We start from the raw sequence: 24996 nt of genomic DNA on the forward strand, positions 1-24996 counted from the left end.
GAATGATCCATCCATAACTTCGAAGATCTCGAACTCGCCGGTCCACTTGGGACACGCCGGGAAAGGCCTCTCGGAGCTGATTCTTCGTGAATGTCTGCCCCTCGTGAACTTCTTGTAGAAGCCAGAGCGCACCGCGCACCATAGTGCCCGCCGAGAGTGAAGGGTCATTCCAACGGGGTGGTTTCACGATTCCTTCCATCAAAGGTCGAAAATTGGTTTAGATCCGGGCTACAAAGCGACTAGCTACGGCACGCTCCTCGACTAACGCGAGTAGTCCCAGGGGGGTGCTTTTAGACAGATATCGTCGCCTAGAACAGGAAACCCGTCTTTGATTGCCTCTGGTGGGACATCAAGCTTACAGGATGCCCAAGTGCCGTAGCGAGTTCCGTCCTGTGGAAGGTTCGCTGCAATCCACTCGCGAGCCACCCATCCCACCCCCGTCAGGGCTAGTTGGTCAGTCATTCGAACAAGAATGAGGTACCAATGCTCATCGTATCGCATCACGTCGCTCTCGTGTCGGGAAAGATAAGCGACGAAACGCCCTGTTCGAGTTGTAGTTTTCACCTCTAAATGGGCAGTGGTCTTGTCTCGCGAAAACGCAATGTCGTAGCCAAATCCATCGGACCAGGTAGAAACGTGGTCGACGCTACAACCTGGAGCATCTTTCAGCAGAGCAACAAGCGCTTCCTCTCCCGCGGCACCAATCTGTGCACGGGCGGCTGCATCTACTTTGCCCCACTTGCGCTGAACTTGCTGATAAACCTCGAGCTCGCTCAGGCCAAGCGCTCCTCCGGCTGACGAAAAGTCTGTCGGAAGTTCGTCGGGCGAACGCACGAGGATATCGAAGTCGCGAAACCAGAGGGGGTCGTCCACTTCAAGAATGGCATCTAAAATCAGATTCGCCGACGGTATGCCTGGTTCAGCCGCCTCAAAAACTTTTGCGTCATTCAGCCAATTCAATGCAGTCGAATATTGTCCAGGCGATAGATCGCTATACGCGAGGTGATTAGTCAAGATGGCCCTAGCTCGGGAGATGCCACCGCTTGGAGCGACGATGTCGACCCAGCGCTTCGCCGCGCGCAGAATTGGTTCAGGCGGAAGTGACATTCAGATGACCAATCAGAGCGCGGAGGTCGACAGCATCGAGACCACCGCCGACAGAGGGCTCGTCATCCAAGTCGGCGAGTCGCTGGACCGCAGGATCATTCAGAATTCCGCCCATAAACGCTAATTTGGTGGACAGCCGCGCGGCGACCACGTCGTCGATAGTGCCCTCCGAAGCGAGTACGGTTATACGTGTCGTCACGTCCGGACTTAGCCCGAGCCGATGAATCCGGTCAAGACTTTGCAGAAATCGTCCTGCTGCGAAGTCTCGATCGACATAAACGGCGTCATGGCATTCGTGATGCAGGCTCAAACCTTCGCCTAGCGTCGCAGGATTGGATAGAAGTACAAATGAATCGCTATCTTCGCGAAAGCGCCGGATATGTTCTTGCCTATCTGGCGTGCCACCGTGAATGACTACCGGTCCGAATTGCGAGAGTAAACCTCTTAAGGTATTTAAACTTCGAACGAACGTCGACCAAACTAGCGTCTTTCGTCCTTTCGCAGCATTGTCTCGAACAATTGCCAGAACTTCCTGATATTTCGGCGACATCTCATAGGACGGGAGATCTCGCATCAGTTCAAAGAGAGACGACCGTCGCGGAATAGCGAGCGGCGGAACCTGGTAAGCAAGGGGCTCATTCCGTGTTGTCCCTACTGTGAGAAGAGCGGGGCTCGTTGCGGCCATAAGGAGATAGATCATGATGCGCCCGAGAGATTGAAAGTCACCTTCCTGTCCCGCGGCCCGAGCGGAGAACCGCCCAACCAGCGCCTCATAAATTTCGGCATGCAAGGGTGGAAGGGGGAGCGATCTGAGTGTCGTTTCGACAGGCGGTAAAGCGAGCTCTGCCTTCGTGGTCCGTGTGAACAGCGGCTGAAGTGTGCGGCTTGCTTGACCAAGATCGCCGCCGTTGACCGCGCTGATAACACTTTGGCGCCCAGTTCCAGGCCACACGAATGCGAAGAGATTCTCGAGGTCTTTCGTGCCGTTCGGGGCCGGAGTTCCCGTCAGGATAAGTCTACGTCGAGTACGCGGTCCGAGCGCGAGACATGCCGCCCCGTAAGCGCCATTTGCTCCTAGTTTCATCCGATGCGCCTCGTCCAGGATCATCATGGACGGGCGCTCTGTGAGCCAACGACTCAGGGATCCAACCATGTTCGGCAAGCGTTCGTAGTTCACTAGAACAACGTCTGACGCGCTCGCTATTGGGGTCGGAGCCTCTTGCACTGCAAGTGGTGGCTGCAGACACACCTTATTTTCTGCTTGCCAGGCTGAGTAGCTCGATTTGGGTCCGACAACGAGGAGACGCTCGATTCCGTCCTTTAGGCGTAGAGCTTGAAAGACGGCGAATGCAACCCGTGTCTTTCCTGCGCCCGGCACTGAAAAGTTTGCTCCATGTCGCAAAGAGAGAAGCTTTGCGACGTCCCGTCGCTGAAAAGTCGTAAGATCGCCAACCCAGTCAGTACCTAGTTGCGACATCAGCGTCTCTTCGCTGACCTCTTCTGCGCTCTCTCGTGTACTGAGCCGATCTGAGACAATTCGTGCATCGTGCAAGGAGTCGACCACTAAAGTCTGTAGCGATTCTTCCCAGACTACTTCGCCCTCCTTTTGGTGTGACCACCGCCCAAGATGCTCGAGGTTTGTGAGGAGGTCATCGAGGTCAATCTCGATGCTGACGGGGGAGCGCTGGGTACTCGATTCAAAGCCCACCGCCAGCCGACGAAGGTCGTTCTCTAGCCCAGGTCGGGCACTCAGCTGCGCGCGAGTCACCTCCTGAGCGAATCCAATGTGAAGGGTAGCCTCCGGAGGCGTCATTAGCGTCCCCGAACTGCTTCTAGCAGCCATGCGACGCCCTCACTCGGCGCGGAGTACGCCCGCCCAGCTTGTTTCGCCAGATTCTGAAGACTGTCTCGCAAGACTATAAGTGCGTCATCAAAAGCCTCGTCGTCGAGAGCACGCTTGCTCCTCGCCTCCGCAAATTCGCTTGCGCATTGAGTCACATAATCTGCGGCATCGGTAAGTCGTTCTGGGACGGCAATCTTGCGCTTGACTAGCTCGGCATTCTGTCCGGCGAGCTTCACGGCAACGTCAAAGGTCTGACGCGCCTGCTTCATAATTGATGATGCAGCTACGATTTCTTCCGCAGTGGAGTTCGCGGTGTCGCTCGTTATGGCTTTCGCGCGGAGGAGCTTGCCGGTAAGCGCTTCAACAGCCTTCGTCTCGTTGTCGGCACTTGGTAACGATGCGCCGGGAATTCCTGGGACAGTGACGCGCTGCGAGGGCGCGATCGATGACTTCAGGGAATCCGGAAGACGCTCTTCCAGATATCGCTGATGAAAGTCAGACTCAGCGAGACGAAGTGAAGTTTTTGGGTAGTCAAGTAAGACCATAGCCAATCGTGACTGCATGAGTCTTTTCGCGGCGTCGGGATCCGCGTGCTTAAGCTTGGCGTAGTCTCGATGTAGTTCTCGCAGCTTTTCTTGGTGCTGCTCAAAATCGACAAGGCGCAACGACGCGCCGGTTGAGGATTGACTACGGTCGATCGCATCAAGTATCTGACGATATACCCAGCGATCGCGCTGAAGAGTCGCGAGTTTGATGTTGAAGTCGCGGGCAACGTCTATTTCGGTTCTTCCCCGGCCAAGCTCTTCATCTATAGCGATGAGTCTGTTGATATATGAGTAGTCCCGCCGCCTGTCCCTACGCAATTGGAGGGAGAGTTCAACAGCGTTGATGTCATGGCGGGAAGTGTCATCCGGTAGAACACCCACTTTGATGATTTGCGCGCCTAGGTCTCGGAGGGCGGCTGCGCGTGTATTGCCATCGACAAGGATGCCATTCGGGCTCACTATGCCAGGCTCGCGCTGGCCGTCGTCGTCGAGTTCGTTCAGTAGCGCTGTGTAGTCAGGATCGATCTGGTCCGGGTTTGAGGGTCGTTGCTTGAGTAGATCGTGGAGGTATGTTTGTGCGGCGTTACCCCAAGGATCTTCGTCGAGCGCTTTACTTCGTTCGGGGTCGAGTGTGCGTTGAGCGCGAATTCGGTGAGTGTCCGGGTTGAAATACAACATTTCGACCGGCATGGAAATGATGTATAGATGACGCGATTCTCCGCGCCAGTCGATGGTAATCTTTCCGCCTTCTTCATTCATTGCCTGCTTGAGACGCTGGCTAATTACGGCTGCAATCTCGTTGCTTTTCGGGGGTAGGCCGAACTCAGTCATTGATGGTCCTTCGAGCGGTTATGATGGTTTGGTCGAACTGTTGCTGCGGGATTATAATCTTGCCAGTCTTAAGATCGCTGGTTCCCATATCTAGATCCCATCTATGAGAAACCACAGATTTCGGGCTTTAGCGCCGGTCGCGCAAGAGCTTCTCCTGGTAGAATCCATGTTCGCTTGAAGGCCGGAGTGGTTCTACCGCTGTATAAAAGTGCGTCACAAAAGCTTGTGCCTGACTCCGATCGATGGTTTGCATTATTTTTCATCAGAAGTCCTTTGAGCCGCGAAGTGGATTCGGGACGAGCCCGACTGGCAAGAACGCGATCGTCGTGTGGCAAAGGGCGCGATAAGATGTTCCGGCGGCAGCGGTTGCTCTGTTCATCCTCCTAGGTTTGCGGTGCACACTGCACACGCTACAGGGAGTTAGACGCGTCCGCGCGAAGAATCTGTCCAATTGCTAGCTCGCTTTGCCTTGCCAAGTGCTCACTGCACAAGCCGTGTGACCACAAGTAGCTGAGCGTTTGTCGTTAAAGTAGTTTTACGCGAGATAGGAACGAGTCCGACCGTTGAACGCGCTCGGCCCCGCAAATGGGCGGAGTGCGACGCGAGGACCCGAGCTCGACGGTCCTTCCCGTGAAGATGGCAAAACTACCTAGCCGTAGGGTGGCGTGTTGGTGGAGAGGCGGTGGCCAGGCACCATTCGGGTGGCCGAGACGTATCGGCGTAGCTCAATCTGCAGCGTCTACCAGGTGACCGGGCCCAGCGAGTGACCACGGTTCTGATGTTGAGCATAGATGTCAGAGTTGGCTTTGCGTGCGGGAACTCAGCAAGGGTCCGTTCTGAGATTCGGAGGTGGCGACGTCACCGTCGGCGAATGAGAGGCGCCGCGGTATCCGGCTCCTCGCCGCTCGCTGCAGCTCGCCACGTACCGCCGTCAAGCCTGACGGTGTCAGGGTCGTCGTCTGTAGCCGGCGTAACGCGAACGCTAACCAGCTCACCCGGTTCGGGAGCCACTACACCCAGAGATGACGCGACGAAGCGGTGGTGGGCAGAGTCGCCGCCAAGGATGATGAAACCCTCGGGTCGAAGGCTGCTCCGGGCGCCACCGTTCTCTCGCACGCGCTTCATAAAGTCGTCCTGCTGGGCGACGGTTGCAACCGCGTTGCGGCCGATGCGCTGCCGGACGACGCGTCGGAAGAGCTCATTTACGCGAGCTTGCCCCGACTTCTGGTTCGCGAAGATGGCGGCGATGTCGGCAGGATCGGCGTGGAGGAGAACGTTTGGCGGCAGATCGCCGGGGCGGTGGAGCCATCGGACCGCTAAGCGGCCTTCTCGGTTCAAGCCGACCTTCGCATCTCGGTTCGCACCTGGGCGGAGATGCTCGGCGGATGCTCGAACGATCCCGACGGCGAACTCGCTCGTGACGTCGTTGACGTGTCCGACGAACAGCAGGTGCCCGATCGCCTCCGGCGGAATCATCCATTGGAACATGGTCTGCGAGAACTTGCAGTCAACGTCGTGGCCGGCCACCCGGTAGTCGAGGGTGATGCCCTCGTCGATGACGTCATCGAACTCTCGGCGGAGGTTGATCTCGAAGAGAGTGCCGAAGTGCGTGCGCTCGGTCTTGTGCAGCTGCGCCCACGAGTACCGGCCGGTCCGCTGGCCGTCGTACAGCTGGTCGAGGGTGCGACGCATCATCTTGCCGGTGCGTGAACCGTCCGGGTCCGCTCGCTGAAAGGCGCGGAACACCTCGACCAAGGCCTCGTCTGTCTCGTCAGCGACCGGATCGATCGACCAGTCGAGGGACAGCTCGTCAGCCATGCTCAGCTGACCCGGTTGCGCTTCTGCGCGACGAACTCGTGGCGGGTGTGGTCGTGCTGTCCGGTGAAGCCCTTGAACGTGCCGAGCTTGTAGCGGGTCTCTCCGGTCTCGTCGACAGTGACGTCGAGATCGAAGTCGTGCGAGAGCGCGGTGATCTTCCGCTCGACCGAGGCGATGCTTCCCTCGTTGTGCGCTCGAAGAAGTTCGGTGAGCGAGAGGGCTTCCGACGCGTTCGCGAGAGCGCGGTACACCGGGTCGTGCAGATCAACGGCGATACCGAGGTCTTCACGACGTGCGCCCTCATGCTGGAGGGCGGCCGCGATCTGTCGGCCGACGGCTTCGGCGACCGGCGGTGGGAAGGCATTGCCGATCTGCCGGTACTGCGAGGTCTTCCGTCCGCTGAAGATGTAGTTGTCTTCCCGCTGCCACCCCTGCACCCGTGCGGCCATGTCGACGGTCAGGCGTGGGTGCACCTCGAGCGCGGACGGCGCGTCCGGGGCAGGAGCTTCGTTTGCGATGCCGCGTCCGTCGACGTGGAGCTTTGCCCATCCGAGCTTGGCGCGGGTAGGGCCGAGGTCGGCGCCTCCGTGCTTCTTGCTTCCTCCGACGAGGGTTGGGCCGATGTCGGTTGCCAGGTCCTTCCACTCATCAGCGCCGGTCCAGCCGCGCGAGCTCATGAGGTCGTGCAGAGCGTCGCCGACAGTCACTCGCGCCGCCGTTCCGCCTTCGGGGAACCGGAAGTACGCCTGGTCCTCCGGACGCATTGCGACGAGGACGAAACGCGGTCGCAGCTGAGGGACGCCGAAGTCCGAAGCGCTCAGGAGCTTCCACTCGCCGACGTAGCCGTAATCGTCGAGTCGATCGAGCACGCGCTGCCGGTACGCGGCAAAACGAGGAGCGGAGAGCCCTCGGACGTTCTCGAGCATCACGGCGCGCGGCTGAATCACGCCGACCTGCTCGATGGCCCAGGCGAACAGGTCTCGCTCATCGGACGTTCCGAGCTGCTTCCCCGCGATCGAGAAGGGCGGGCAGGGCACTCCTCCCGCGAACAGCGTTGCTCCGGCGTAGTCCTTGGGGTCCCAGACGTCCAGGTTCGCAACGTCGCCGACCGCCACCTGAGCACCGAGGTTCGACGCCAGCGTGTCCGCCGCGGTGGGATCAATCTCGACGGCCAGCGAGTGGTCAAATCCTGCCTTGTGCAGACCGAGCGACTGCCCTCCGGCGCCCGCGCAGATCTCGACAACGGTGTACTTCTGCGCTTCAGCCTGGGTCACCCTCCGATAGTACGAGCCCTTATCGACGCCGGCTCGCGTCGGCTGCAGATCGGCGCGACGAGGCCGCCAGAGCGCGCGGGGGAGGACGCGAAACGCGCTGGCGCGGGCAGAACAGGCTCGCACCGAGGGCAGCCGTTGTGGTCCGCCCCGTCTTTGACGCCCCGCCCACCCTCGTGTTAGCGTCCCTCTCGGACATGTGACTGGTCGTGCAGGCAGGATCCGACGAAACGCGTAATGAGCGTCGTCGGGTCCTTTTTTTGTGCCCGGACGCCTCCTGACGCTCCGCCGGAGCACCGATGACGGTGCCGGAGGGGGCGGGGACGGCGACGGACGGCCGGGCAGCACAGCGCAGGGAAGCGCGCGTCCCCACACACCCGGAGGAGTACCGATGAGTACCCAGGAGAACGCGAAGGCGATCCTCGAGCACGTCGGCGGCGCCGCCAACGTGGCGAAGCTGCAGCACTGCTCGACCCGTCTGCGGTTCGCGCTGGCGGACGACGCGAAGGCCGACGTCGAGGCGCTGAAGGCGGTGCCCGGCGTGATCGGCGTCGTCACCGGCCCGCAGACGCAGGTCATCGTCGGCAGCGGCGTCAGCGAGATGTACGCGGCGGTCGAGAAGCTGCGCGGCGGCACCACCACGTCGACGGCGCAGGCGAAGCAGCCGCGGTCCCTCAAGCGCCTCGGCGCGACGATCATGGACTTCGTGGTCAGCGTGTTCACGCCGATCATCCCGGCCATCGCGGGCGCCGGCATCTTCAAGTCGTTCCTCGTCCTCGCCTCGGCGCTGGGCTGGCTCGACCCGGCCTCCGACAACTTCAAGCTGCTGTCCGCCATCCCGGACGCGGTGTTCGGCTTCCTGCCGCTGCTCGTCGCCTACACGAGCGCGAAGAAGCTCGACGTGAACCGGCCGCTCGCGCTCGGGCTCGTCGGCGTCCTGGTCTTCCCGGCGTTCACGACGCTGCTCAACCAGGAGGGCGGCGTCGCGCTCTTCGGCGTCCCGGTGCCGGTCATCGCCTACAACGCGCAGGTGTTCCCGGCGATCCTGGCCGTGCTGCTGCTCTCGGTCGTCGAGCGCTTCTTCACGAAGCACTCGTGGGGCCCGATCCGCACGTTCTACGTGCCGCTGATGTGCCTCGTGATCGTCGCTCCGGCCACGATCTTCCTGCTCGGCCCTCTCGGCTACTGGCTCGGCTCGATGCTCACCGGCGCGATGATCGGCCTCTACGGGGCGCTCGGCTGGGTGGCCGTCGCGCTGCTGGCCGGCGTGCTCCCGCTGATCATCTCGGTCGGCATGCACAAGGCGTTCATCCCGCCGACCATCGCGACGATGGCCAGCGCGGGCAAGGACACGTTCTACCTCGCCTCCTCGCTCGCCCACAACGCGGCGGAGGCGGGCTCCAGCCTCGCGATCGCCCTGCGCACCAAGAGCGCGACCCTCCGCGCCACCGCCTTCTCGGGCGGCCTCTCGGCCCTCTTCGGGATCACCGAGCCGGCGCTCTACGGCGTCACGCTGCAGAACAAGCGCGCCCTGGTCTCCGTCATCACGGGCAGCGTCGTCGGAGGCGCCTACATCGGCGCCACGCAGGTCGCCGCGTTCGCGCTGGTCAGCCCCGGCGTCGCGAGCATCTCGATGTTCATCGACGGGCTGAACCCCTGGAACCTGCTCAACGCCGTGATCGGCCTGCTGATCTCGGTCGCCGTCTCGTTCGTCGTCTCCTTCGTCATCTGGCGCGACGACGCCTCCGCCAGCGTCCAGGCGCTCGGCGACGTGGCGGCCGCCGCCGGGAGCCCGCTCGCGCTGCAGGCGCCGCTCACCGGCTCCGTCATCCCCCTCTCGGAGGTGCCGGACCCCGTGTTCTCGGCCGGCGTGCTCGGCGAGGGGCTGGCGATCCGCCCCACCGACGGAGCCGTCCGGGCGCCGTTCGCGGGCGAGGTCATCGCGCTGCTCTCCTCCCGCCACGCCGTGGGGCTGCGCCGCGCGGACGGCGTCGAGGTGCTCATCCACGTCGGCATCGACACGGTGCAGCTGGACGGCGCGCCGTTCGAGGCGCACGTCGCGGTCGGCGACCGGGTCGAGGTCGGGCAGCTGCTCCTCACCGCCGACCTGGCCGCGATCACCGCGGCCGGCTACGACACCACGACCCCGGTGCTCGTGACCAACTCCGCCGAGTACACCGTGCTCGTCGAGGCCGCCGAGCGGATCACCGCCGGCGACCGGATCATGACCGTGACGCAGAGAGAGAAGGAGCTCGCCGATGGCGCTTCCTGACGGATTCCGATGGGGCGGCGCCCTCGCCGCCAACCAGGTCGAGGGCGCGTGGCGCGAGGGCGGGCGCGGCCCGGCGGTCAGCGACGTCGCCTCCTACAAGCCGAAGGCGGACCCGAAGGAGTACGCGATCCACCACCGCAACACGGTGGAGAGCATCACGGCGGCGATGTCCGACGACGACACCGAGTACTACCCCAAGCGCCGCGGCATCGACTTCTACCACCGCTACCCCGGCGACCTCGCGCTGTTCGCCGAGATGGGCTTCACCACCCTCCGCGTCTCGATCGCCTGGACCCGCCTCTACCCGACGGGGGAGGAGGCGGAGCCGCTCGAGGAGGGCATCGCGTACTACCTCGCCCTCTTCACCGAGATGCGGCGCCTCGGGATCGAGCCGCTGGTCACGCTCTCGCACTACGACCCGCCGCTCGCGCTCGCGCTGAAGCACAACGGCTGGGTCGACCGCCGCACGATCGGGCTGTTCGAGCGCTTCGCCCGCACCTGCTTCGAGCGCTTCGGCCACCTCGTCGACATGTGGCTGACCTTCAACGAGATCGACGGCATCATCCGCCACCCGTTCACCTCGGGCGGGATCATCGAGGAGACCGTCGAGGGCAGCGTGGAGCAGGCCTGCTACACGGCGCTGCACCACCAGTTCGTCGCCTCCGCCTCGGTCACGAGGACGCTGAAGGAGCTGTGGCCCGAGTCGCGGATGGGCTGCATGCTCACGATGCTGACCACCTACCCCAACACCTGCCACCCCGACGACGTCGCGGCGACGCAGGCGAAGGAGCGGATGCTCTACCTCTGCACCGACGTCCAGGCGGGCGGCGCCTACCCGCGCCTGGCGCTGCGGGCGCTCGAGAGCCGCGGGGTCGAGATCCCGTTCGAGGCGGGCGACGTCGAGCTGCTGCGCGAGCACCCGGTCGACTTCATCTCGTTCAGCTACTACATGTCGATGACGGAGTCCGTCCGCCCCGACGCCGAGCGCACACCCGGCAACACGGTCCTCGGCGTCAAGAACCCGTTCCTCGAGTCGAGCGAGTGGGGCTGGCAGATCGATCCCGTCGGGCTGCGGATCTCGCTGATCGACCTCTACGACCGCTACGGCAAGCCGCTGTTCATCGTCGAGAACGGGCTCGGGATGCGCGACGAGCTGACCGAGGACGGCCGGGTCCACGACCCGTACCGGATCGACTACTTCCGCGCGCACTTCGAGCAGATGATCCAGGCGGTGGACGAGGGCGTGGAGCTGCTCGGCTACGTGAGCTGGGCGCCGATCGACCTGATCAGCGCCTCCAGCTCGCAGATCTCGAAGCGCTACGGGTTCGTCTACGTCGACATGGACGACCTCGGCCACGGCAGCACCGAGCGCTACCGGAAGGACTCGTTCTTCTGGTACCAGAAGGTCATCGCCTCCAACGGCGCGGATCTGGGATGATCCTCCTCTGCCCGGAGGCGCCGTCCGGCTCTCCGGGCAGAGGCCCCGCCACCCCCACCCCAGCCCTGACGCGGCCGTCGACGGAGACACGCATGCAGACCATCAAGAAGGTGCTCAACTCGAGCGTCGTCCTCGTCGTCGACGAGCGCGGCGTCGAGCGCGTGCTCCTGGGCAGGGGGATCGGCTTCGGAGCGAAGGCCGGCGAGGCGATCGAGCCCTCGAGCGTCGACCAGGTGTTCGTGGCGCTGGACGACTCGGATCAGCGCGACCTCGTCGAGCTCCTGGCGCAGATCCCGCCGGAGTTCGTCGAGCTCACCCGCGCGGTCGTCGCCGACGCGGAGGAGCAGGGGCTGAAGCTCGACCCGCACGTGTACCTCGCGCTCACCGACCACCTGCACTTCGCGGTGGAGCGGCAGCGGCGCGGGCTCTCGGTCGCCAACCGGCTGGCCTGGGAGATGCGGACGGTCTACCCCGTGCAGTACGCGGTGGGGGAGCGGGCGGTCGAGCGGATGCGCGAGCGGCTGGACGTGGAGCTGCCCGCCGACGAGGCCGCGAACGTCGCGTTCCACCTCGCCAACGCGGAGCTCGGCAAGGTCGGGATCGACTCGCTCCGGATCGTGCAGCTCATCCGCTCGGTGACCGCGATCATCCAGCACTCCAGCGGAGCCGCGCTCGACCGCGACGACCTCCGCTCCGCCCGCTTCGTGGCGCACCTGCAGTACTTCGCCGAGCGCTTCTTCTCGGGCGGCCTGCTCGAGAGCGAGGACGACTTCCTCTTCACCAGCCTCAGCGCCCGCTACCCGCGCGCGATCGCCTCCGCCGAGCGGGTCCGCTCCTTCGTGGCGGCCGAGTACCAGGCCGCCCTGCCCAACGAGGAGGTCGCCTTCCTGGCCCTCCACATCGCGCGCGCCGCTCCGGAGTAGCGCGCTGACCCCGGAGAACCGCATGCACCGCGCCACCCCCGCCCGCCCGACGACGCCCGCGAGCGCGCGCCCGTGAGCGGCACGATCCACCTCGTCCGCCACGCCGAGACCCTCTTCAACGTCGCCGGCCAGCTGCAGGGCTGGTGCGACTCGCCGCTGACCGAGCGCGGCGAGCGCCAGGCGGCGGCCCTCGGAGAGCGGATGCGCGACGTGCCGCTCGTCGCGGCGTTCACGAGCGACCTCACCCGCACCCGCACCACGGCGGCGGCGGCGCTCGCCGGGCACCCGTCGCTCGAGGCCGAGCCGATGGTCGAGCTCCGCGAGTGGCACTTCGGCGCCTTCGAGGGGCAGCCGAACGCCTCGCTCTGGGAGCCGGTGTTCGCCGACCACGGCTACTCCTACGTGCCCTCCTCCGCCGACTGGCCGCGGATGACCGACGCCGGGCTCGACTCGGTGCTCGACGCGATCCACCGCCACGACCCCTCCGGCCGGGCCGACAGCGGTGCCACCGTGCGCGCCCGCGTGGAGGCCGCGATCGCGCGGTTCGCGCCGGCGGCGGAGCACGGGGACGTGCTGGTCGTGACCCATGGAGCGGTGCTGGGGAGCATCCTCCGCGCGCTCGACCCCGCGCACCGGCCGCAGCGGGGCTACCCGAACTGCGCGGTCGTGTCGGTGACGGACGGCGTCATCGGCGAGGTCGACGGGAGCTGCGCGACGGCCTGACCCCCGCTCCTCCTCCTCCACGGACGCCCCTGTGCGCTCCGGTCGCCGACCGGACGAGCACGGGGGCGTCCGTCGTGCTCGGGACGCCGGCGGCCCGCACCCGGGCCGCCCCCGGACCTGCACGCGCGGCCGCCTCGGGACCTGCACGTCCGGTGATCCGGGACCTGCACTTTCGGCCACCTCGGCGCTGTACCGAAGTACAGGAGCCCGTCGCGAGAGCGTCCGTAGCGTCTGAGGAGTCAAGAGAAACGACTTCGAGGAGATGACATGCGAGGGCTTCAGCTCAGCGGCGTGAGCCGTGCATTCGGCGGCCACCGGGTCCTGCACGACGTGGACCTGTCCGTGGGCCGCGGCGAGATCGTCGGCTTCATCGGCGGCAACGGCGCCGGCAAGACCACGACGATGCGGCTGATCCTGGGCCTGCTCACCCCCGACACGGGGACCATCACCTGGGACGGCGCGCCGATCACCGCCGAGGACCGCCGCTCGATCGGCTACATGCCGGAGGAGCGCGGCCTCTACCCGCAGATGCGGGTCCGCGAGCAGGTGATCCACTTCGCTCTGCTCGAGGGGCACGACGCCCGGGGAGCCCGTGAGACCGCCGAGGAGGTGATCGACGCGCTGGGCCTGGCCGAGCGGGCCGACACCCTGGTGCAGGACCTCTCGCTCGGCAACCAGCAGCGCGTGCAGCTGGCCGTATCCCTGGTGGGCGATCCGTCGCTCCTGGTGCTGGACGAGCCCTTCTCGGGGCTCGACCCGGTCGCCGTGGAGACGATGGCCGGCCTGATCCGGCAGCAGTCCGCCCGCGGCGTCGGCGTGCTCTTCTCCTCCCACCAGCTCGACCTGGTCGAGCGCCTCTGTGACACCGTCTGCGTGCTCGACTCCGGCCGCGTGACCGCGAGCGGCGCGGTGGCCGAGCTGCAGGACGACGGCCGCAGCCGCTGGCAGCTGCAGTTCTCCCGCCCCCTGGACGACCTGCTCGTCGCCGAGCTCGGCGTCACACCGGGACTGTCGGCCGAGCCGGTCCCCGGTGAGCCGGAGTCGCTGCTCGTCTCGATCGAGGGCAGCGGCCGGGACGTCCCCGAGCAGGTGCTCGCGACCCTCACCCGCCACGGCGGCCTCCGGAGCATCCGCACCGCGCAGCGCTCGCTGACCGAGCTGCTGTCCGAGCGGCTCACCGCCGCCTCCACCCCTGCGGCCGAGCGCCGCCTCGAGATCCAAGGAGCAGGACGATGACCACCACGCACCCCCGCGCCGCCCACGCCCGGACCGCCGAGAGCTCCGCTCCTCCGACGCCGGCCCGGGGAGCCGCGACGATCGTCCGCCGCGAGATCCTGACCCGCACCGGGAACCGCACGATCCTCACCGCGACCCTCGCGCTGGCCGCGATCGCCGGCCTCGGCGCCGGGATCGGCGGCTGGTTCCTGGTCGACGCGACGAGGGAGGCGGGGACCGTGGTCCTCGACACCCGGATCCTGTTCGCGACCGCGATGATCAGCGCCCTGCTCGCCGCGATGGTCTACTCCTCGTCGAGTCTGGCCTCGGGGGTGGTCGAGGAGAAGTCGTCCCGGATCGTCGAGATCCTGCTGACGAAGATCGGCGTCGCCCCGCTGCTCGCCGGGAAGATGATCGGCGTCGGCCTGGTGACCCTGGCCCAGCTGCTCGTGATCGGCGGCGCCGTCGTCGGCGGGTTCAGCGTGGTCGGCGGGTGGTCGGTCCTCGAGATCGAGCTCGGCCCGAGCCTGGTCTGGTTCCTCGTCTGGTTCCTGCAGGGCTACGTGCTCTTCGCGCTCCTCAGCACCCTGCTCGCCTCGACCGTGTCGAGGCAGGAGGACCTGGGCACCGCCGCCATGCCGCTCTCCGTCGTGCAGATGGCGCTGCTGATCATCGCGCTCTACGTGGTGCCGGCGAACCTCGACGAGGCCTGGGTGCACGCGCTCTCCTTCGTCCCCCTCTTCTCCTCCTACCTGATGCCGATGCGCTTCGGCCTCGACTCGGTCGGCACCCCCGAGATGGTGATCGCCGCCGTCGTCGCCGCGATCACGGTGCCGCTGCTGTTCCGCCTGGTCGTCCGCATCTACCGCAACAACGCGCTCCGCACCGGCTCCCGCGTCTCGCTCCGCGCCTCCCTCAAGGCCGCCGACGCCTCCTAGGCCCGGCTCCCGATATCCACCACCACCACCCCTCGGAAGGACACCACCATGACCACCTCGCGCACCGCCTCGACCCGCCCCTCGCCCCTCAAGAAGCTGCTCGTCAACACCGCCCTCCTCGTCGGGGGAGCGGGCGGCGCCTACCTCGTCGTCACCTACCTCTTCTGATCCGCTCGACCGACCGAAGGACACGATCGTGACTCTCCTCGCGACTCCCGGGCTCCGCCCCGCGACCCCTGGGCACCGCCCCGCGGATCCGGCGGCCCTCCGGGCGGCGGCCTCGACCGAGCGGCTGCTCGGCGGCGGACGCCACCGCGTCGCCGCGATCGACCGCCCCGCCTTCGCCGGCCGGAACGCGTCGTGGACGATGACCCTCGACGACGGCGCCCGCGTCTTCGTCAAGCACGTCTCGCCCCGGACGGCGGGCCCCGCGGCCTTCCGCCGCTCCAGGGACTTCGCCGGCTTCGCCGCCCGGAGCCCCGAGCACGCCCCGGCCGGACCCCGCCTGCTGGCGGCCCACGAGGACGACTCCCTGCTGGTGTTCGAGCACTGCCCCGGCACCAGCCTGGCCCTCCTGCTCGTGGAGGAGCGCGTCCCCGCGGACTTCCCCGAACAGGCCGGCCGGCTCCTGGCCCGGCTGCACGCCGGCCCGGTGGCGGGCCTCACCGCGACCTCGCACCCCAGCCCTCCCGTCGAGATGCTGCGCGTCGGCATCCCGCACACCCGCTACGTCGACCTCACCCTCGCCGAGCTCGCCTTCTGGGGCGACCTGCAGCACGACGAGCAGCTCGTCTCGGCCACGGAGGATCTCCGCGAGTGGGAGAGCGGCAACCGCACGGCCCCGATCCACGGCGACCTCCGCCTCGACCAGTTCCACCTCCGCGACGGGCGCCTCCAGCTGCTCGACTGGGAGGAGTTCGGGATCGGGGATCCGGCCCGCGACCTCGGCACGCTGGCGGGGGAGTGGATCCACCGCGCGGTGCTCGACACCGTGACCACCCGGGAGGGCGCCTCCGCTCCTCCCCTCGCCTTCGACACCGCGGCCGCGGACGCCCGCATCGCGGAGCGGATGGCGGCACTGGTCCCGAGGATCCGGCGGATGTGGCTCGCCTACGCCGCCGAGACCGCCGGCGCGGACGACGCTCTCGCCGTCCGCGCCACCGCCCACCTGGGCTGGCACCTCGTCGACCGCACCCTCGCCCGGGCCTCGATGGTCTCCCGCCTCCCCGGGATCGAGCGGGCCGCCGCCGGCATCGGCCGCCGCGTCCTGCTCGCCCCCTCCGCCTACTCCACCGCCCTCGGATTCGACAGGAGCCCGCGATGACCGCCCTCACCACCCGCTCCGTCCTCGACGAGGCCGTGATCAGCGTCGACGAAGCCCGGCTGCGGGCCGAGGTCGACGGGACCGTGATCGAGGCCACCGGGCCGATCGAGCTGCGGGCCCGACTCGCCGCCACCCTCTACACCCACCTGCACCTCCGGAACCCGCTGCTCGGCGAGACCGCCGGAGGCGACGGCCAGGACCTCGCCCCCCGGCTGATCGACGCGATCCCGCACCGCACGGTCCTGCAGCCCGCTCCCTCCGGGGTGCTCGGCTCCGCCACTGTGCAGGGGGAGGAGCGCCGGGTCGTCGAGCTGGGCCGCGTCCGGGTCCTCGTGCCCGAGGTCGATCTCGTCCGCTCCGCCGACGGGGCCGTCGCCGGCGTCCGGCTGCCGAGCTGGCGCACCCGCACCACTCCCGGCTACCTCCTCGCCCTCGGCCCGATGGGACTCGATCCCGCCGACCGGGTCGTGCGCCTCTCGCTCGTCGCCGACTCGGCGGAGGACGCGCTCGCCCTGTGGGGCCCGCTCCTGGAGGCGCTCGCCGCCTCCGGAGCCCGCCACCAGGCCAAGGCGCTCTCGGACCCGCGGGCCTTCCCCCGCTCCGACGCCCTCGTCGTCTACCTGCCCGCCGACTCCGCCGACGACGTCGCCCGGAGGATCACTCCGCTGCTCGATGCCCGGCCCTCGCCCCGCACCGCCGTCTCGGCCTTCGCCGAGAGGCTCGCCGACGGCCTCGCCTACGCCGAGGACCCGGCCGACGAGCGCTCCTCCTACCGCGGACTGAGCTTCGGCCAGCACCGCTCCCGCGTCCTCGCCGAAGCGCTCCTGCGCTCCTCGGCCGAGACGATCCCCGCCGCCGACGCCTGGGCCGACGCCGCCCGCGCCGCGCGCATCGACCCGGACCGCCCGGGACTCACCGCCCGCTAGGGCCCCACGAACCTCCCCTCGATCCCGAGGGGACCACCACCTCAGCCCGAGGTACTCCACGAAAGGGACACATCATGACCACCATCTCCACCGACGCCCAGTCCGCCGACCTCACCGCCCTCGCGGGAGCGCATGACACCTTCGCCACCGTCGACGAGCTCGGCTCGGACGCCGCGACCGAGGCGCCCGCCACCACGCCCCTGTGCGTCGGCATCATCGTCGGCGCCACCCTCGGCGCGGGCTGCTGACCCGGCCCTCCTCCCGCCCGGGTGCTCCCGCAGCACCCGCTCCCCGGCCCTCCGGCCGGACCACCCGCACCACTCCCCGCACGACCCGGCGGATCCGCCGCCACCACTCATCCAAGGAGAACACCATGTCGACCATCACCGCCCAGACCGTCCAGCCCGCCGACCTCGCCGAGCTCGCCACCGCCCACGACACCTTCACCGCCGCCGACGAGATCGGCACCGACGCCGCCTCCGAGGCGCCCGCCACCACCCCGTTCTGCGCCGGCGTCATCATCGGCGTCACCCTCACCGCAGGGTGCTGACGGGCACGGGGCGACCGGTCCTCGACCGCGTCGCCCCGGCCCCTCCCGGGCGCGTGCCGTCCGCTCGCGCCGTCCGCCCATCCCCGTCCGCCCCTTCCGCGGGCACGGTCCGCCCGTCCGCCGCCGTCCTCACCGCCGGCCGTGACCCGATCCGCCCTCCCGCCCGCCGCCCTCTGAGGAGACCGCCATGACCACCCCGCCCGGTGCGCAGAGCGCCGCACTCTCCGACCTCTCGCTCGGCCGCTTCGGCTACTCCCGGGTGGCCCTCGTCCTGACCGGCTCCGCCATGACCCAGGTCATGCCCTACTGGATCCAGTGGGCGCGCGCCGCCGCTCCGGCGACCGAGTTCCGCGTGCTCGTCCGCGACTCGGCCTACCGCTTCACCACCCGGCACAACCTGGAGTCGCGACTGCGCGGCCGGATCCAGGACGACCGCTGGGACGACGAGATCGTCGTCGCCCACGTCGACCTCGCCGAGTGGGCCGACCTCATCCTGATCTACCCGGCCACCCTCGACTACGCCTCGCGCCTCGCGCACGGCATCACCGACTCCCCATCGCTGCTCGCGGCCCTCACGACGGAGGCGCCGGTGTGCATCGCTCCGTCGCTCCCGCCGCGGGCGCTCGGCAACCCGGTCGTCGAGTCCACCCTCGCGCTGCTGCGCGAGCCGGCCAACTTCACCGTCATCGACCCCGTGCCCGGGCCGAGCGAGTCCAGCGACACGGCGCTCGCCTGGGTGCCGCCCGCGTTCCCCGCGGTGCTGCGCCACCTGGAGTCGCTGCGCACGGCACCGGCTGCCGCGGAGGAGGCGAGGTCGGCGTGAGCACCACCGCCCCTCCGCGGGCCCTCGTCACCGGGCTGCTCGTCACCGAGCTCTCGGCCGGACCCGACGGGACCACCGTCTGGACCCGCCGCCTCGGAGAGCAGGCGCCGCTGCCGTTCTCGCCGGTGCCCGTCCGCCTCGCAGCGCCCGATCCCCGGATCGTGCCGGGAGGCGCCGACCCGTCGATCCGCCGCTACCGCACCACCGCCCGCGCCCTGCTGCCCGCGCTCCTCCACGAGCTGTCGGAGGAGGCGCTCGTCTCCGTCGGCCGCGAGTGGAAGGGCGCGCTGGACGCGCTCCACGGCGCCCGGCCCGCCGGGGAGCCGCTCCCTCCGCGTCCGCTGCAGCGCGCCCGCGGCTGGCTCGCCGGTGGCTGGGCGCCCGCCGCCGAGGAGCTCGGCGCCGGCGGTCTCCTCGAGCTCGCCGACTGGGCGGAGGCGGTCGTCGCCTCGCCGGCCGCGGTCGTGGTCCACGGCCACCCCGGCCTCGCCCACCTCGTCGTCGACGGGACCCGCGTCGCTCTGCTCACGGGCGAGGACGTCGGGCTCGCCGACCCGGTCTGGGACGCCGCCTGGGTGCTCGGGGAGCTCGCAGAGCTGCACGCCTTCCACCCCGCGCTCCGCCCGGCCCTCGACGCGCTCCGCCGCGGACTCTCGCTCGAGGAGGACCACGACGCCGAGCTGCTGCGCGTCGGCACCGCGTTCCGGCTGGCCCAGCACGCCGTCGACTGGCACCGCTCCGGGGGCGCCAGCAGCGATCAGGCGCGGCTGCTGCTGCGTCTGTCCGCCGCACAGCTGGGGGAGCGGGCGGAATGAGCGCCCGCGACGTCCCGACCCTGTCCGCCGCCCTGCCCTCCGGCGCCCGCGCGCTCGTCGTGCACCGGCCGGAGGTCCGCAACGACTCGGTCGCCCTCGCCGTGCCCGCCGGCATGCGCCACGAGCGCGACGGCGAGGAGGGGATGCTGCACCTGATCGAGCACCTCGTCTACCAGGACAGTGAGGGGGTCGCCGGTCTCGTCCGGCAGACCCGCGTCGCCGAGAGCGGCGGCGTCCTCGGCGGTCACACGCACCTCGACTACTCCGAGTTCTTCGAGACGGGTTCTCCCGGGTCGGCCGCCGTGATCGCGGAGCGGCTCGTCGAGCAGGTCTTCCGCCCCGCCTTCCGGCCGGAGCAGATCGCGGAGCAGATCCGCGCGGTCGCCTCTGAGCGGGCCGCGCGCCTCGCCCCCGCTCCGGGCGGCGTGCTGCCGTGGCCGCACCTGACCGCCCGCTACTGGGCCGACGCCCCGAACGCGCACGACGGCAGCGGCGACCTCGACCTCGAGGGCCGCGCGACCGAGCCCGTCCTGCGCGCGCTGCACAGGCGCCACTACCGCCCGGCCGGCTCCGTGCTGGTCGGCGTCACGGCCGACGACCCCGCCCGGCTCCTGGACCGCCTGGTCGCGGCCCTCGCGGAGACGCCCGATCGCGCGGCAGGACCGGTCGCCGTCCCACCTGGGACGGCCCGCCCCGAGTACCGCGCCGAGCCCGCCGCCCGCCGGCTCGCCGCGACCGCCGCCGCGCCGTCGACCCGCGTCTCCGACGAGCTGCTCGGCGACCTGATCGCCGCCGAGGCGCTCGCTGCGCAGGCCGGACTCGACGCGAGCGCCGGACTCTTCGGCCCGGGCGACACCGTCGCCGACGACCTCTTCGTGCTGGTCGACGACACCGCCGTGCCCGTCGATCCGTGGCACCGCCTCCGCGCCCTCGCGGTGAGCGACGACTCCGCCCTCGAGCACGCCCGGCACCGCGCGGTGCTGCGTGCGGAGCGGCTGGTGCACGACGACGAGCGTCTGGCCCGCACCGTCGCCCGGGATGCCCTGCTGCGCGGTGCGCCCGGCTTCGCGGGCGAGCTCGTCGACTCCCTCGCCGCGCGGCCGCCGCGCCCGCTGCTCGCGGACGCCGCGGCCCGCCTCGCCGAGCAGCCCTTCGCCGCACTGGGCGTTCCCGCCGCCTCCACCCGTCCCGGAAGGAGGAGCCCATGACCGCCGCACCCCCGCTCGCCGTCGTCGACGAGCGCTCCCGCTTCGCCGTCGTCGCCCTCGGCTGGCGCGCCCCGGCCGGAGACGACGGGCCCGACCGCGCTGCCCGCCTCCGCTCGGCCGTTCCCCCCGGAGCGGTCTCGCTCGCGTGGACGGCGACGGCCGGGGCGCAGAGCCTCACCGCGGTGCTCCCTCCGGAGGGCGCCGCGGCCTGGACCGCCCTGACGCTCGAGCGCGCCCAGGGAGCCGGGGATCCGGTGCTCGCCGTGGTCGGGCCCGAACGCGCCGTCCGCGAGACGTCCCGGCCCGTCTCCGTGCCCGCCGCGGCTCCGCTGCCGAGCGCTCTGCACCAGTCCCGCGAGCAGGGCTACGAGAGCACGATCGTCACCGGCGCGGACCCGTCCGGCGAAGTCGGCCACGCTGCGACGTTCCTGGCGCTGTGCCGCCTCACCGCGGGGGCCGAGCCGCTCGTCCCCGCCGCACTGCGCTCCGCCGGCGGCGATGCGGTCGCCCAGGTCGCGCGGGGCCTGCGCTCGAGCCGCCCCTCCCTCACCTGGCAGGTCGTCTCCCCGGCCGGCCAGGGTATCCCGACCCTCGAGACCGTGCTGCGCACCGTCCTCGACGGCCGCGCCGCGCACGGGGAGGGAGCACGCGCCGCGCACGCGTTCGGACGGGCGAACCTCCTCCGCGCCTGGCGGTCGCCCGAGACGCTCGCGCGCACCCTGGTGGAGTACGAGGTGATGGGCTGGGGCGGCGCCCTGGTGCTCGATCCGGAGCCGGCGCTCGCCGCGGTCGACGAGAGTGCGCTCGAGCGGGCGGTCGCGGGGCTCCTGCGGCCCGTCGCCGACGTGGTCGGCTGGGGCTGAATCCGGCGGGCTCGATCAGCTCCGGCCGGGACGCGTCCCCAGGTCGACGAGCCCGTGCTCGATCGCCGAGACCAGGATCTGCACCCGGTCGCGCACGCCCAGCTTCTCCATCACCTTCACGAACCGCGCCTTCACGGTCGACTCGGTGACGAACAGCTCCTGCGCCATCTCGCGGTTGCTCATCCCGCGGGCGAGCAGGCGGATCACCTCGAGCTCCTTCTCGGTGAGCGCCTCGAGCAGATCGGGGTCCGGCACCGTCTCCGCCGGCACCGACTCCTCGAGCCCCTTCACCACGTGGCGCGTGACCTCGGCGGAGAGCACGGACTCGCCCGCGAGCACCGCGTGCACCGCCGCGATGATCTCCCGCGGCTTCGTGTCCTTGACCAGGTAGCCGGAGGCGCCCGCGCGGAGCAGGTCGACGACGTAGCGGTCCGTGGTGAACGTGCTGAGCCCGAGGATCGCGATGCCCGGGTGCTCGGCGTGGATCCGCTCGGTCGCGGCGACGCCGTTCATGACCGGCATCTGCATGTCCATCAGGATCAGGTCGGGCTGGAGCGTCGCCGCCTGCTGCACCGCGATCCTCCCGTCGGAGGCCTCGCCCACCACCTCGATCGCCGGGTCCTGCGAGAGGTAGTCGCGGAGGATCTCGCGGGTCATCGATTCGTCGTCCACCAGCAGCACGCGGGTCATCGCTCTCGTCCTTCGTCGGTCGCCCCCGCGACGAGCGCACCGGACGCCCGGCCCTCGAGGGGGATGGTCATGGTCGTGGTCCAGCGGCCGCCGCGGGCTCCCGCGTCCAGCCGCCCGCCGAAGACGGCGCAGCGGGCCGACATCGCCTCGATCCCGAGGTGCGAGGAGACGATCGGAGCCGCGGAGGCGATCGCGTTGGAGGAGCTCAGCTGCACCTCGCCCCCCGACACCTCGAGCCGGAGCTGCACCTCACCGGCGGTGTCGCCGTGCTTGAGCACGTTCGTGCCCAGCTCCCGGACCGTGCGCCGCAGCACCTGGCGGAGGCTCGCGGGCACCTGCGCCACGGAGCCCGCCACGTCGAGGCGGACCCGGAAGCCCGCGCGCTCGATCGCGTCGGCGACGTTCCGCACGTCGTGGACGAAGCCGACAGCGGTGGTCGTGGCGCCCGAGACCTCCGGGGTCCCGAGCAGGTCGGAGTCGCCGCGGGCGGGAGCGCCTGCCTCGTCCTCGTCCTGGAGGAGCGTCACGAGGCTCCGCAGATCCTGCAGCGCCTGCTGCGCCGCGTCGCCGATGCTCTCGAGGATGCGCTCGGTCTTGGCCGGGTCCTCGACCGAGGTCGCGCGGCGGGCCTGCATGGCGATGATGGTGACCTCGTGCGCGACGATGTCGTGCAGCTCGTGCGCGAGCCGGGTCCGCTCCTCGTTGCGGATCCGCGCCTGCTCCTCCTGGATGCGGTCGGCCCGGCGCTCGCTCCGCTCGCTGCGGCCCCGGAAGGCGTTCAGGCCCAGCCCGGCGGTGCCGCCGAAGAGGACGAACGCGCCCAGGACGTAGACGGCCGTGCCCATGGCGCGGTCGACGAGCAGCACCGCGGGCAGGAGGACGAGGGTGCCGAGCACGAAGACGAGCCCCGCGCGCCAGGGGAGGAGGAAGGTGACGAAGCCGACCACCACGATGGTCGGGAAGATCAGCGCCGCGAGCAGTAGCGGCGGGGCGCCGAGCATCAGGACGACGGCGTAGACGAGGTAGAGCGAGACCGCCGCGGGGATCGCGCCGGCGAGCAGCGCCAGGAGCGGCAGGTAGGGGAGCGCCAGCTCGATCCAGCCGCGGACCGACGTGAGGTCGACGCTGCCGCCCATCAGGTCGATGACGACGAGGAGCGTGAAGGAGCCGAGGAGGAGGGACCGGGTGATCCACCCGCCGGGCAGCGTCCGCACGTCGTTCGTCCACCGCGTCGTCCCCACCACGGGACCAGGGTACCGAAGCCTCCCCCGAGCCCCGTCGGCCTTCCGTACAAGGGCGGACTGGTCTTTCGTACAGGAGCGGTGCGACGGGGCGTCGCCATGCTTATGGAGCGGTCGAGCCGATCGCACCCCTCGATCACAGGAGAACGACCATGGCCCCGATCCTCGCCGCCGCCGCCCTCGCCCTCGCCCTCGGAGCCGTTCTCGCTCCCGCCGCTGCTCCTGCCGCCGCTCCCGTGCAGGCCGCCTCGTCCGCCGGCGTGCAGACGGTCGCCGCCTCCTACGAGCTGCCGAAGGTGCAGAAGCCGGGCGGCATGGAGTCGATCCAGGACCGCGGCGCCCTCTGCAACCTCTTCGGGATGTGCTGAGCGCAGCTCTCGGACCGGGTCAGCCCTTCAGCGGGTCGTTGCCCCAGTTCATCAGGGAGTAGCGCCACTTCGTCTCGGTGACATCGCCCGAGGGACGCTGCTTCGCGTGCCGGTGCACGTAGCCGACGACCTTCGTCATGTGGGCGTAGTCGTCCTCGCTCAGGTCGGCCTGCTTCGTGCCCAGCAGCTCGACGATGCGGCGCCCGCTCTCGTGGCCGACGGACTCGCCGCCGCCCTCCGGCTTCTGGCCGACCTCCTTCGACTCGTCGGTGCCGAGCCACTCCTCGAGCTCCTTCGCGGTCATGTTCACGGCGTCGTGGAACTCGTCGCGGGTCGTCCGCTTCTCGTCGTCGGTGGGCATCGCGGGGCTCCTCGGGTCGGTCGGTCCGGGTCGGTCGGTGACCTCCAGCGGAGCCTGTCGGAGGGGGAGAGGTCAAGCCCCGTGCGCGGTTCCAGGGCGCGCGTAGCGTCGGAGGAGTCCGCACCAGCCGACCACCGCCGGCGTCCGCCGCCGGCAGAGAAGAGGCCCACATGCCCTCCCGCAACACCCTCGTCCGCAGTCTCCACGACCTCGGAGCCGCCGCCTGGTTCGGCGGCTCGCTCATGGGCGCCGTCGGCCTGAACGGCGCCGCGTCCACCTCGTCCGACCCGGCGGAGCGCCTCCGCCTCTCCTCGAACGGCTGGGCCCGCTGGACCCCTGTGCAGCTCGCCGCGATCGCCGCCCACGGCGTCGGCGGCATCGGACTCGTCCTCGCCAACAAGACCCGCCTGGCCAACCAGCAGGAGAGCCGCACGAACACCGTCGTCAAGACCGTCGTGACCGGGCTCGCCGGCGCCGCCTCGGTGATCGCCGCGGTCGCCGGAGCGACGCAGGCCAAGCACGCCGACGAGGGCGCCCCCGGCGTGACCGAGGCGTCGGAGCAGAACTCGCAGGAGCTGACCACGGCCCTCCGCGTGCAGAAGGTCACCCAGTGGGCCATCCCCGTGCTGACCGCCGTCATCATCGTCCTCGGCGCCCAGCAGGGCGAGCAGCAGCGCCCCGTGAAGGGCCTCTTCGAGACCACGGCGCGGATGTTCCGCAAGTAGTCCCCGCGCTCGCGCGCAGAACGTCGGCCGAGAGTGCCCGCCGTCCCCCGAGGGTGGAGGGCGGCTGCTCTCGGCCGACGTTCTGCGTGCGGGGTCCGGCTAGCGGCGCGAGGGCCGGCGGCGGACGGTCAGCGCGAGGGCTCCCGCTTGCGAACACGTCGCCTGGTCGGCGTCGGAG

The 24996-nt window shown here is 69.2% G+C and carries 24 protein-coding genes; 16 read left to right on the top strand and 8 right to left on the bottom strand.

The window, feature by feature from the left end; genetic code table 11:
* Positions 1–261: 261 nt before the first annotated feature.
* The 5 genes from C5C37_RS02735 to C5C37_RS02755 form a co-directional block, all read right to left on the bottom strand.
* Positions 262–1014, bottom strand: coding sequence for a DUF3883 domain-containing protein (locus tag C5C37_RS02735; RefSeq protein WP_181127360.1), 753 nt, complete (start codon positions 1012–1014; stop codon positions 262–264).
* A gap of 76 nt (positions 1015–1090) precedes the next feature.
* Positions 1091–2950, bottom strand: coding sequence for a DEAD/DEAH box helicase (locus C5C37_RS02740; protein WP_308471048.1), 1860 nt, complete (start codon positions 2948–2950; stop codon positions 1091–1093).
* Positions 2920–4326 (bottom strand): hypothetical protein, encoded by a 1407-nt coding sequence (locus C5C37_RS02745; RefSeq protein ID WP_104338423.1) that lies wholly within the window; start codon positions 4324–4326, stop codon positions 2920–2922. Before C5C37_RS02745 ends, C5C37_RS02740 begins: the two co-directional genes overlap by 31 nt.
* Positions 4327–5184: 858 nt before the next feature.
* A complete protein-coding gene (locus tag C5C37_RS02750) occupies positions 5185–6144 on the bottom strand; it encodes a NaeI family type II restriction endonuclease (protein WP_104338424.1) in 960 nt (319 codons plus the stop codon).
* A 2-nt stretch (positions 6145–6146) separates the two neighbouring features.
* On the bottom strand, positions 6147–7418 hold the full coding sequence (locus tag C5C37_RS02755; RefSeq protein WP_104338425.1) for a DNA cytosine methyltransferase: 1272 nt from the start codon (positions 7416–7418) through the stop codon (positions 6147–6149).
* A gap of 388 nt (positions 7419–7806) precedes the next feature.
* Here C5C37_RS02755 and C5C37_RS02760 point away from each other — a divergent pair, with 388 nt between their 5' ends.
* From C5C37_RS02760 to C5C37_RS02815, 14 genes are all read left to right on the top strand, one after another.
* Complete coding sequence (locus C5C37_RS02760; protein ID WP_104338426.1) at positions 7807–9687, top strand: beta-glucoside-specific PTS transporter subunit IIABC; 1881 nt, start codon at positions 7807–7809, stop codon at positions 9685–9687.
* On the top strand, positions 9674–11125 hold the full coding sequence (locus tag C5C37_RS02765) for a glycoside hydrolase family 1 protein (protein ID WP_104256263.1): 1452 nt from the start codon (positions 9674–9676) through the stop codon (positions 11123–11125). Before C5C37_RS02760 ends, C5C37_RS02765 begins: the two co-directional genes overlap by 14 nt.
* 92 nt (positions 11126–11217) lie before the next feature.
* Positions 11218–12048, top strand: a complete 831-nt coding sequence (locus C5C37_RS02770) for a PRD domain-containing protein (RefSeq protein ID WP_104338427.1) — start codon at positions 11218–11220, stop codon at positions 12046–12048.
* 72 nt (positions 12049–12120) lie between these two features.
* Entirely contained in the window at positions 12121–12771 is a 651-nt protein-coding gene (locus C5C37_RS02775) for a histidine phosphatase family protein (RefSeq protein ID WP_104307927.1), read from the top strand.
* A gap of 291 nt (positions 12772–13062) precedes the next feature.
* Positions 13063–14007, top strand: coding sequence for an ABC transporter ATP-binding protein (locus C5C37_RS02780; RefSeq protein ID WP_258059757.1), 945 nt, complete (start codon positions 13063–13065; stop codon positions 14005–14007).
* On the top strand, positions 14004–14924 hold the full coding sequence (locus C5C37_RS02785) for an ABC transporter permease (protein ID WP_104225970.1): 921 nt from the start codon (positions 14004–14006) through the stop codon (positions 14922–14924). The genes C5C37_RS02780 and C5C37_RS02785 overlap by 4 nt, the downstream gene beginning before the upstream one ends.
* 196 nt (positions 14925–15120) lie before the next feature.
* Positions 15121–16248 (top strand): class V lanthionine synthetase subunit LxmK, encoded by a 1128-nt coding sequence (gene lxmK / locus C5C37_RS02790; protein WP_258074014.1) that lies wholly within the window; start codon positions 15121–15123, stop codon positions 16246–16248.
* Complete coding sequence (locus tag C5C37_RS17360; protein WP_181127361.1) at positions 16245–17174, top strand: T3SS effector HopA1 family protein; 930 nt, start codon at positions 16245–16247, stop codon at positions 17172–17174. The genes lxmK and C5C37_RS17360 overlap by 4 nt, the downstream gene beginning before the upstream one ends.
* Before the next feature lie 74 nt (positions 17175–17248).
* Entirely contained in the window at positions 17249–17422 is a 174-nt protein-coding gene (locus C5C37_RS17365) for a hypothetical protein (RefSeq protein ID WP_181027122.1), read from the top strand.
* Between the two features lie 125 nt (positions 17423–17547).
* Entirely contained in the window at positions 17548–17724 is a 177-nt protein-coding gene (locus C5C37_RS17370; RefSeq protein ID WP_181028725.1) for a hypothetical protein, read from the top strand.
* A gap of 187 nt (positions 17725–17911) precedes the next feature.
* Positions 17912–18547, top strand: a complete 636-nt coding sequence (locus C5C37_RS02800; RefSeq protein ID WP_104225100.1) for a flavoprotein — start codon at positions 17912–17914, stop codon at positions 18545–18547.
* Positions 18544–19362, top strand: coding sequence for a hypothetical protein (locus C5C37_RS02805; RefSeq protein WP_104225099.1), 819 nt, complete (start codon positions 18544–18546; stop codon positions 19360–19362). Before C5C37_RS02800 ends, C5C37_RS02805 begins: the two co-directional genes overlap by 4 nt.
* Positions 19359–20570 carry a pitrilysin family protein gene (locus C5C37_RS02810; RefSeq protein WP_104225098.1) on the top strand — a complete coding sequence of 404 codons (1212 nt, stop codon included), beginning with the start codon at positions 19359–19361 and terminating at the stop codon, positions 20568–20570. The genes C5C37_RS02805 and C5C37_RS02810 overlap by 4 nt, the downstream gene beginning before the upstream one ends.
* Positions 20567–21433 (top strand): hypothetical protein, encoded by an 867-nt coding sequence (locus C5C37_RS02815; RefSeq protein WP_104249732.1) that lies wholly within the window; start codon positions 20567–20569, stop codon positions 21431–21433. The genes C5C37_RS02810 and C5C37_RS02815 overlap by 4 nt, the downstream gene beginning before the upstream one ends.
* A gap of 15 nt (positions 21434–21448) precedes the next feature.
* Here the strand turns inward: C5C37_RS02815 and C5C37_RS02820 are convergent, their stop codons facing one another.
* Entirely contained in the window at positions 21449–22123 is a 675-nt protein-coding gene (locus C5C37_RS02820) for a response regulator transcription factor (protein ID WP_104225096.1), read from the bottom strand.
* Complete coding sequence (locus tag C5C37_RS02825) at positions 22120–23367, bottom strand: sensor histidine kinase (RefSeq protein ID WP_258059356.1); 1248 nt, start codon at positions 23365–23367, stop codon at positions 22120–22122. Before C5C37_RS02825 ends, C5C37_RS02820 begins: the two co-directional genes overlap by 4 nt.
* Before the next feature lie 149 nt (positions 23368–23516).
* Here C5C37_RS02825 and C5C37_RS02830 point away from each other — a divergent pair, with 149 nt between their 5' ends.
* A complete protein-coding gene (locus C5C37_RS02830) occupies positions 23517–23732 on the top strand; it encodes a hypothetical protein (protein ID WP_104338428.1) in 216 nt (71 codons plus the stop codon).
* Between the two features lie 19 nt (positions 23733–23751).
* Here C5C37_RS02830 and C5C37_RS02835 read toward each other — a convergent pair whose 3' ends face one another.
* Positions 23752–24093, bottom strand: coding sequence for a DUF3140 domain-containing protein (locus tag C5C37_RS02835; protein ID WP_104249733.1), 342 nt, complete (start codon positions 24091–24093; stop codon positions 23752–23754).
* A 170-nt stretch (positions 24094–24263) separates the two neighbouring features.
* On the opposite strand from C5C37_RS02835, the gene C5C37_RS02840 reads away from it, so the two are divergent.
* Positions 24264–24818 carry a hypothetical protein gene (locus C5C37_RS02840; RefSeq protein ID WP_104225093.1) on the top strand — a complete coding sequence of 185 codons (555 nt, stop codon included), beginning with the start codon at positions 24264–24266 and terminating at the stop codon, positions 24816–24818.
* The last annotated feature ends 178 nt before the right edge of the window (positions 24819–24996 follow it).

It is taken from the genome of Rathayibacter sp. AY1F9 (genome assembly GCF_002932155.1).
Classification (GTDB): Bacteria; Actinomycetota; Actinomycetes; order Actinomycetales; family Microbacteriaceae; genus Rathayibacter.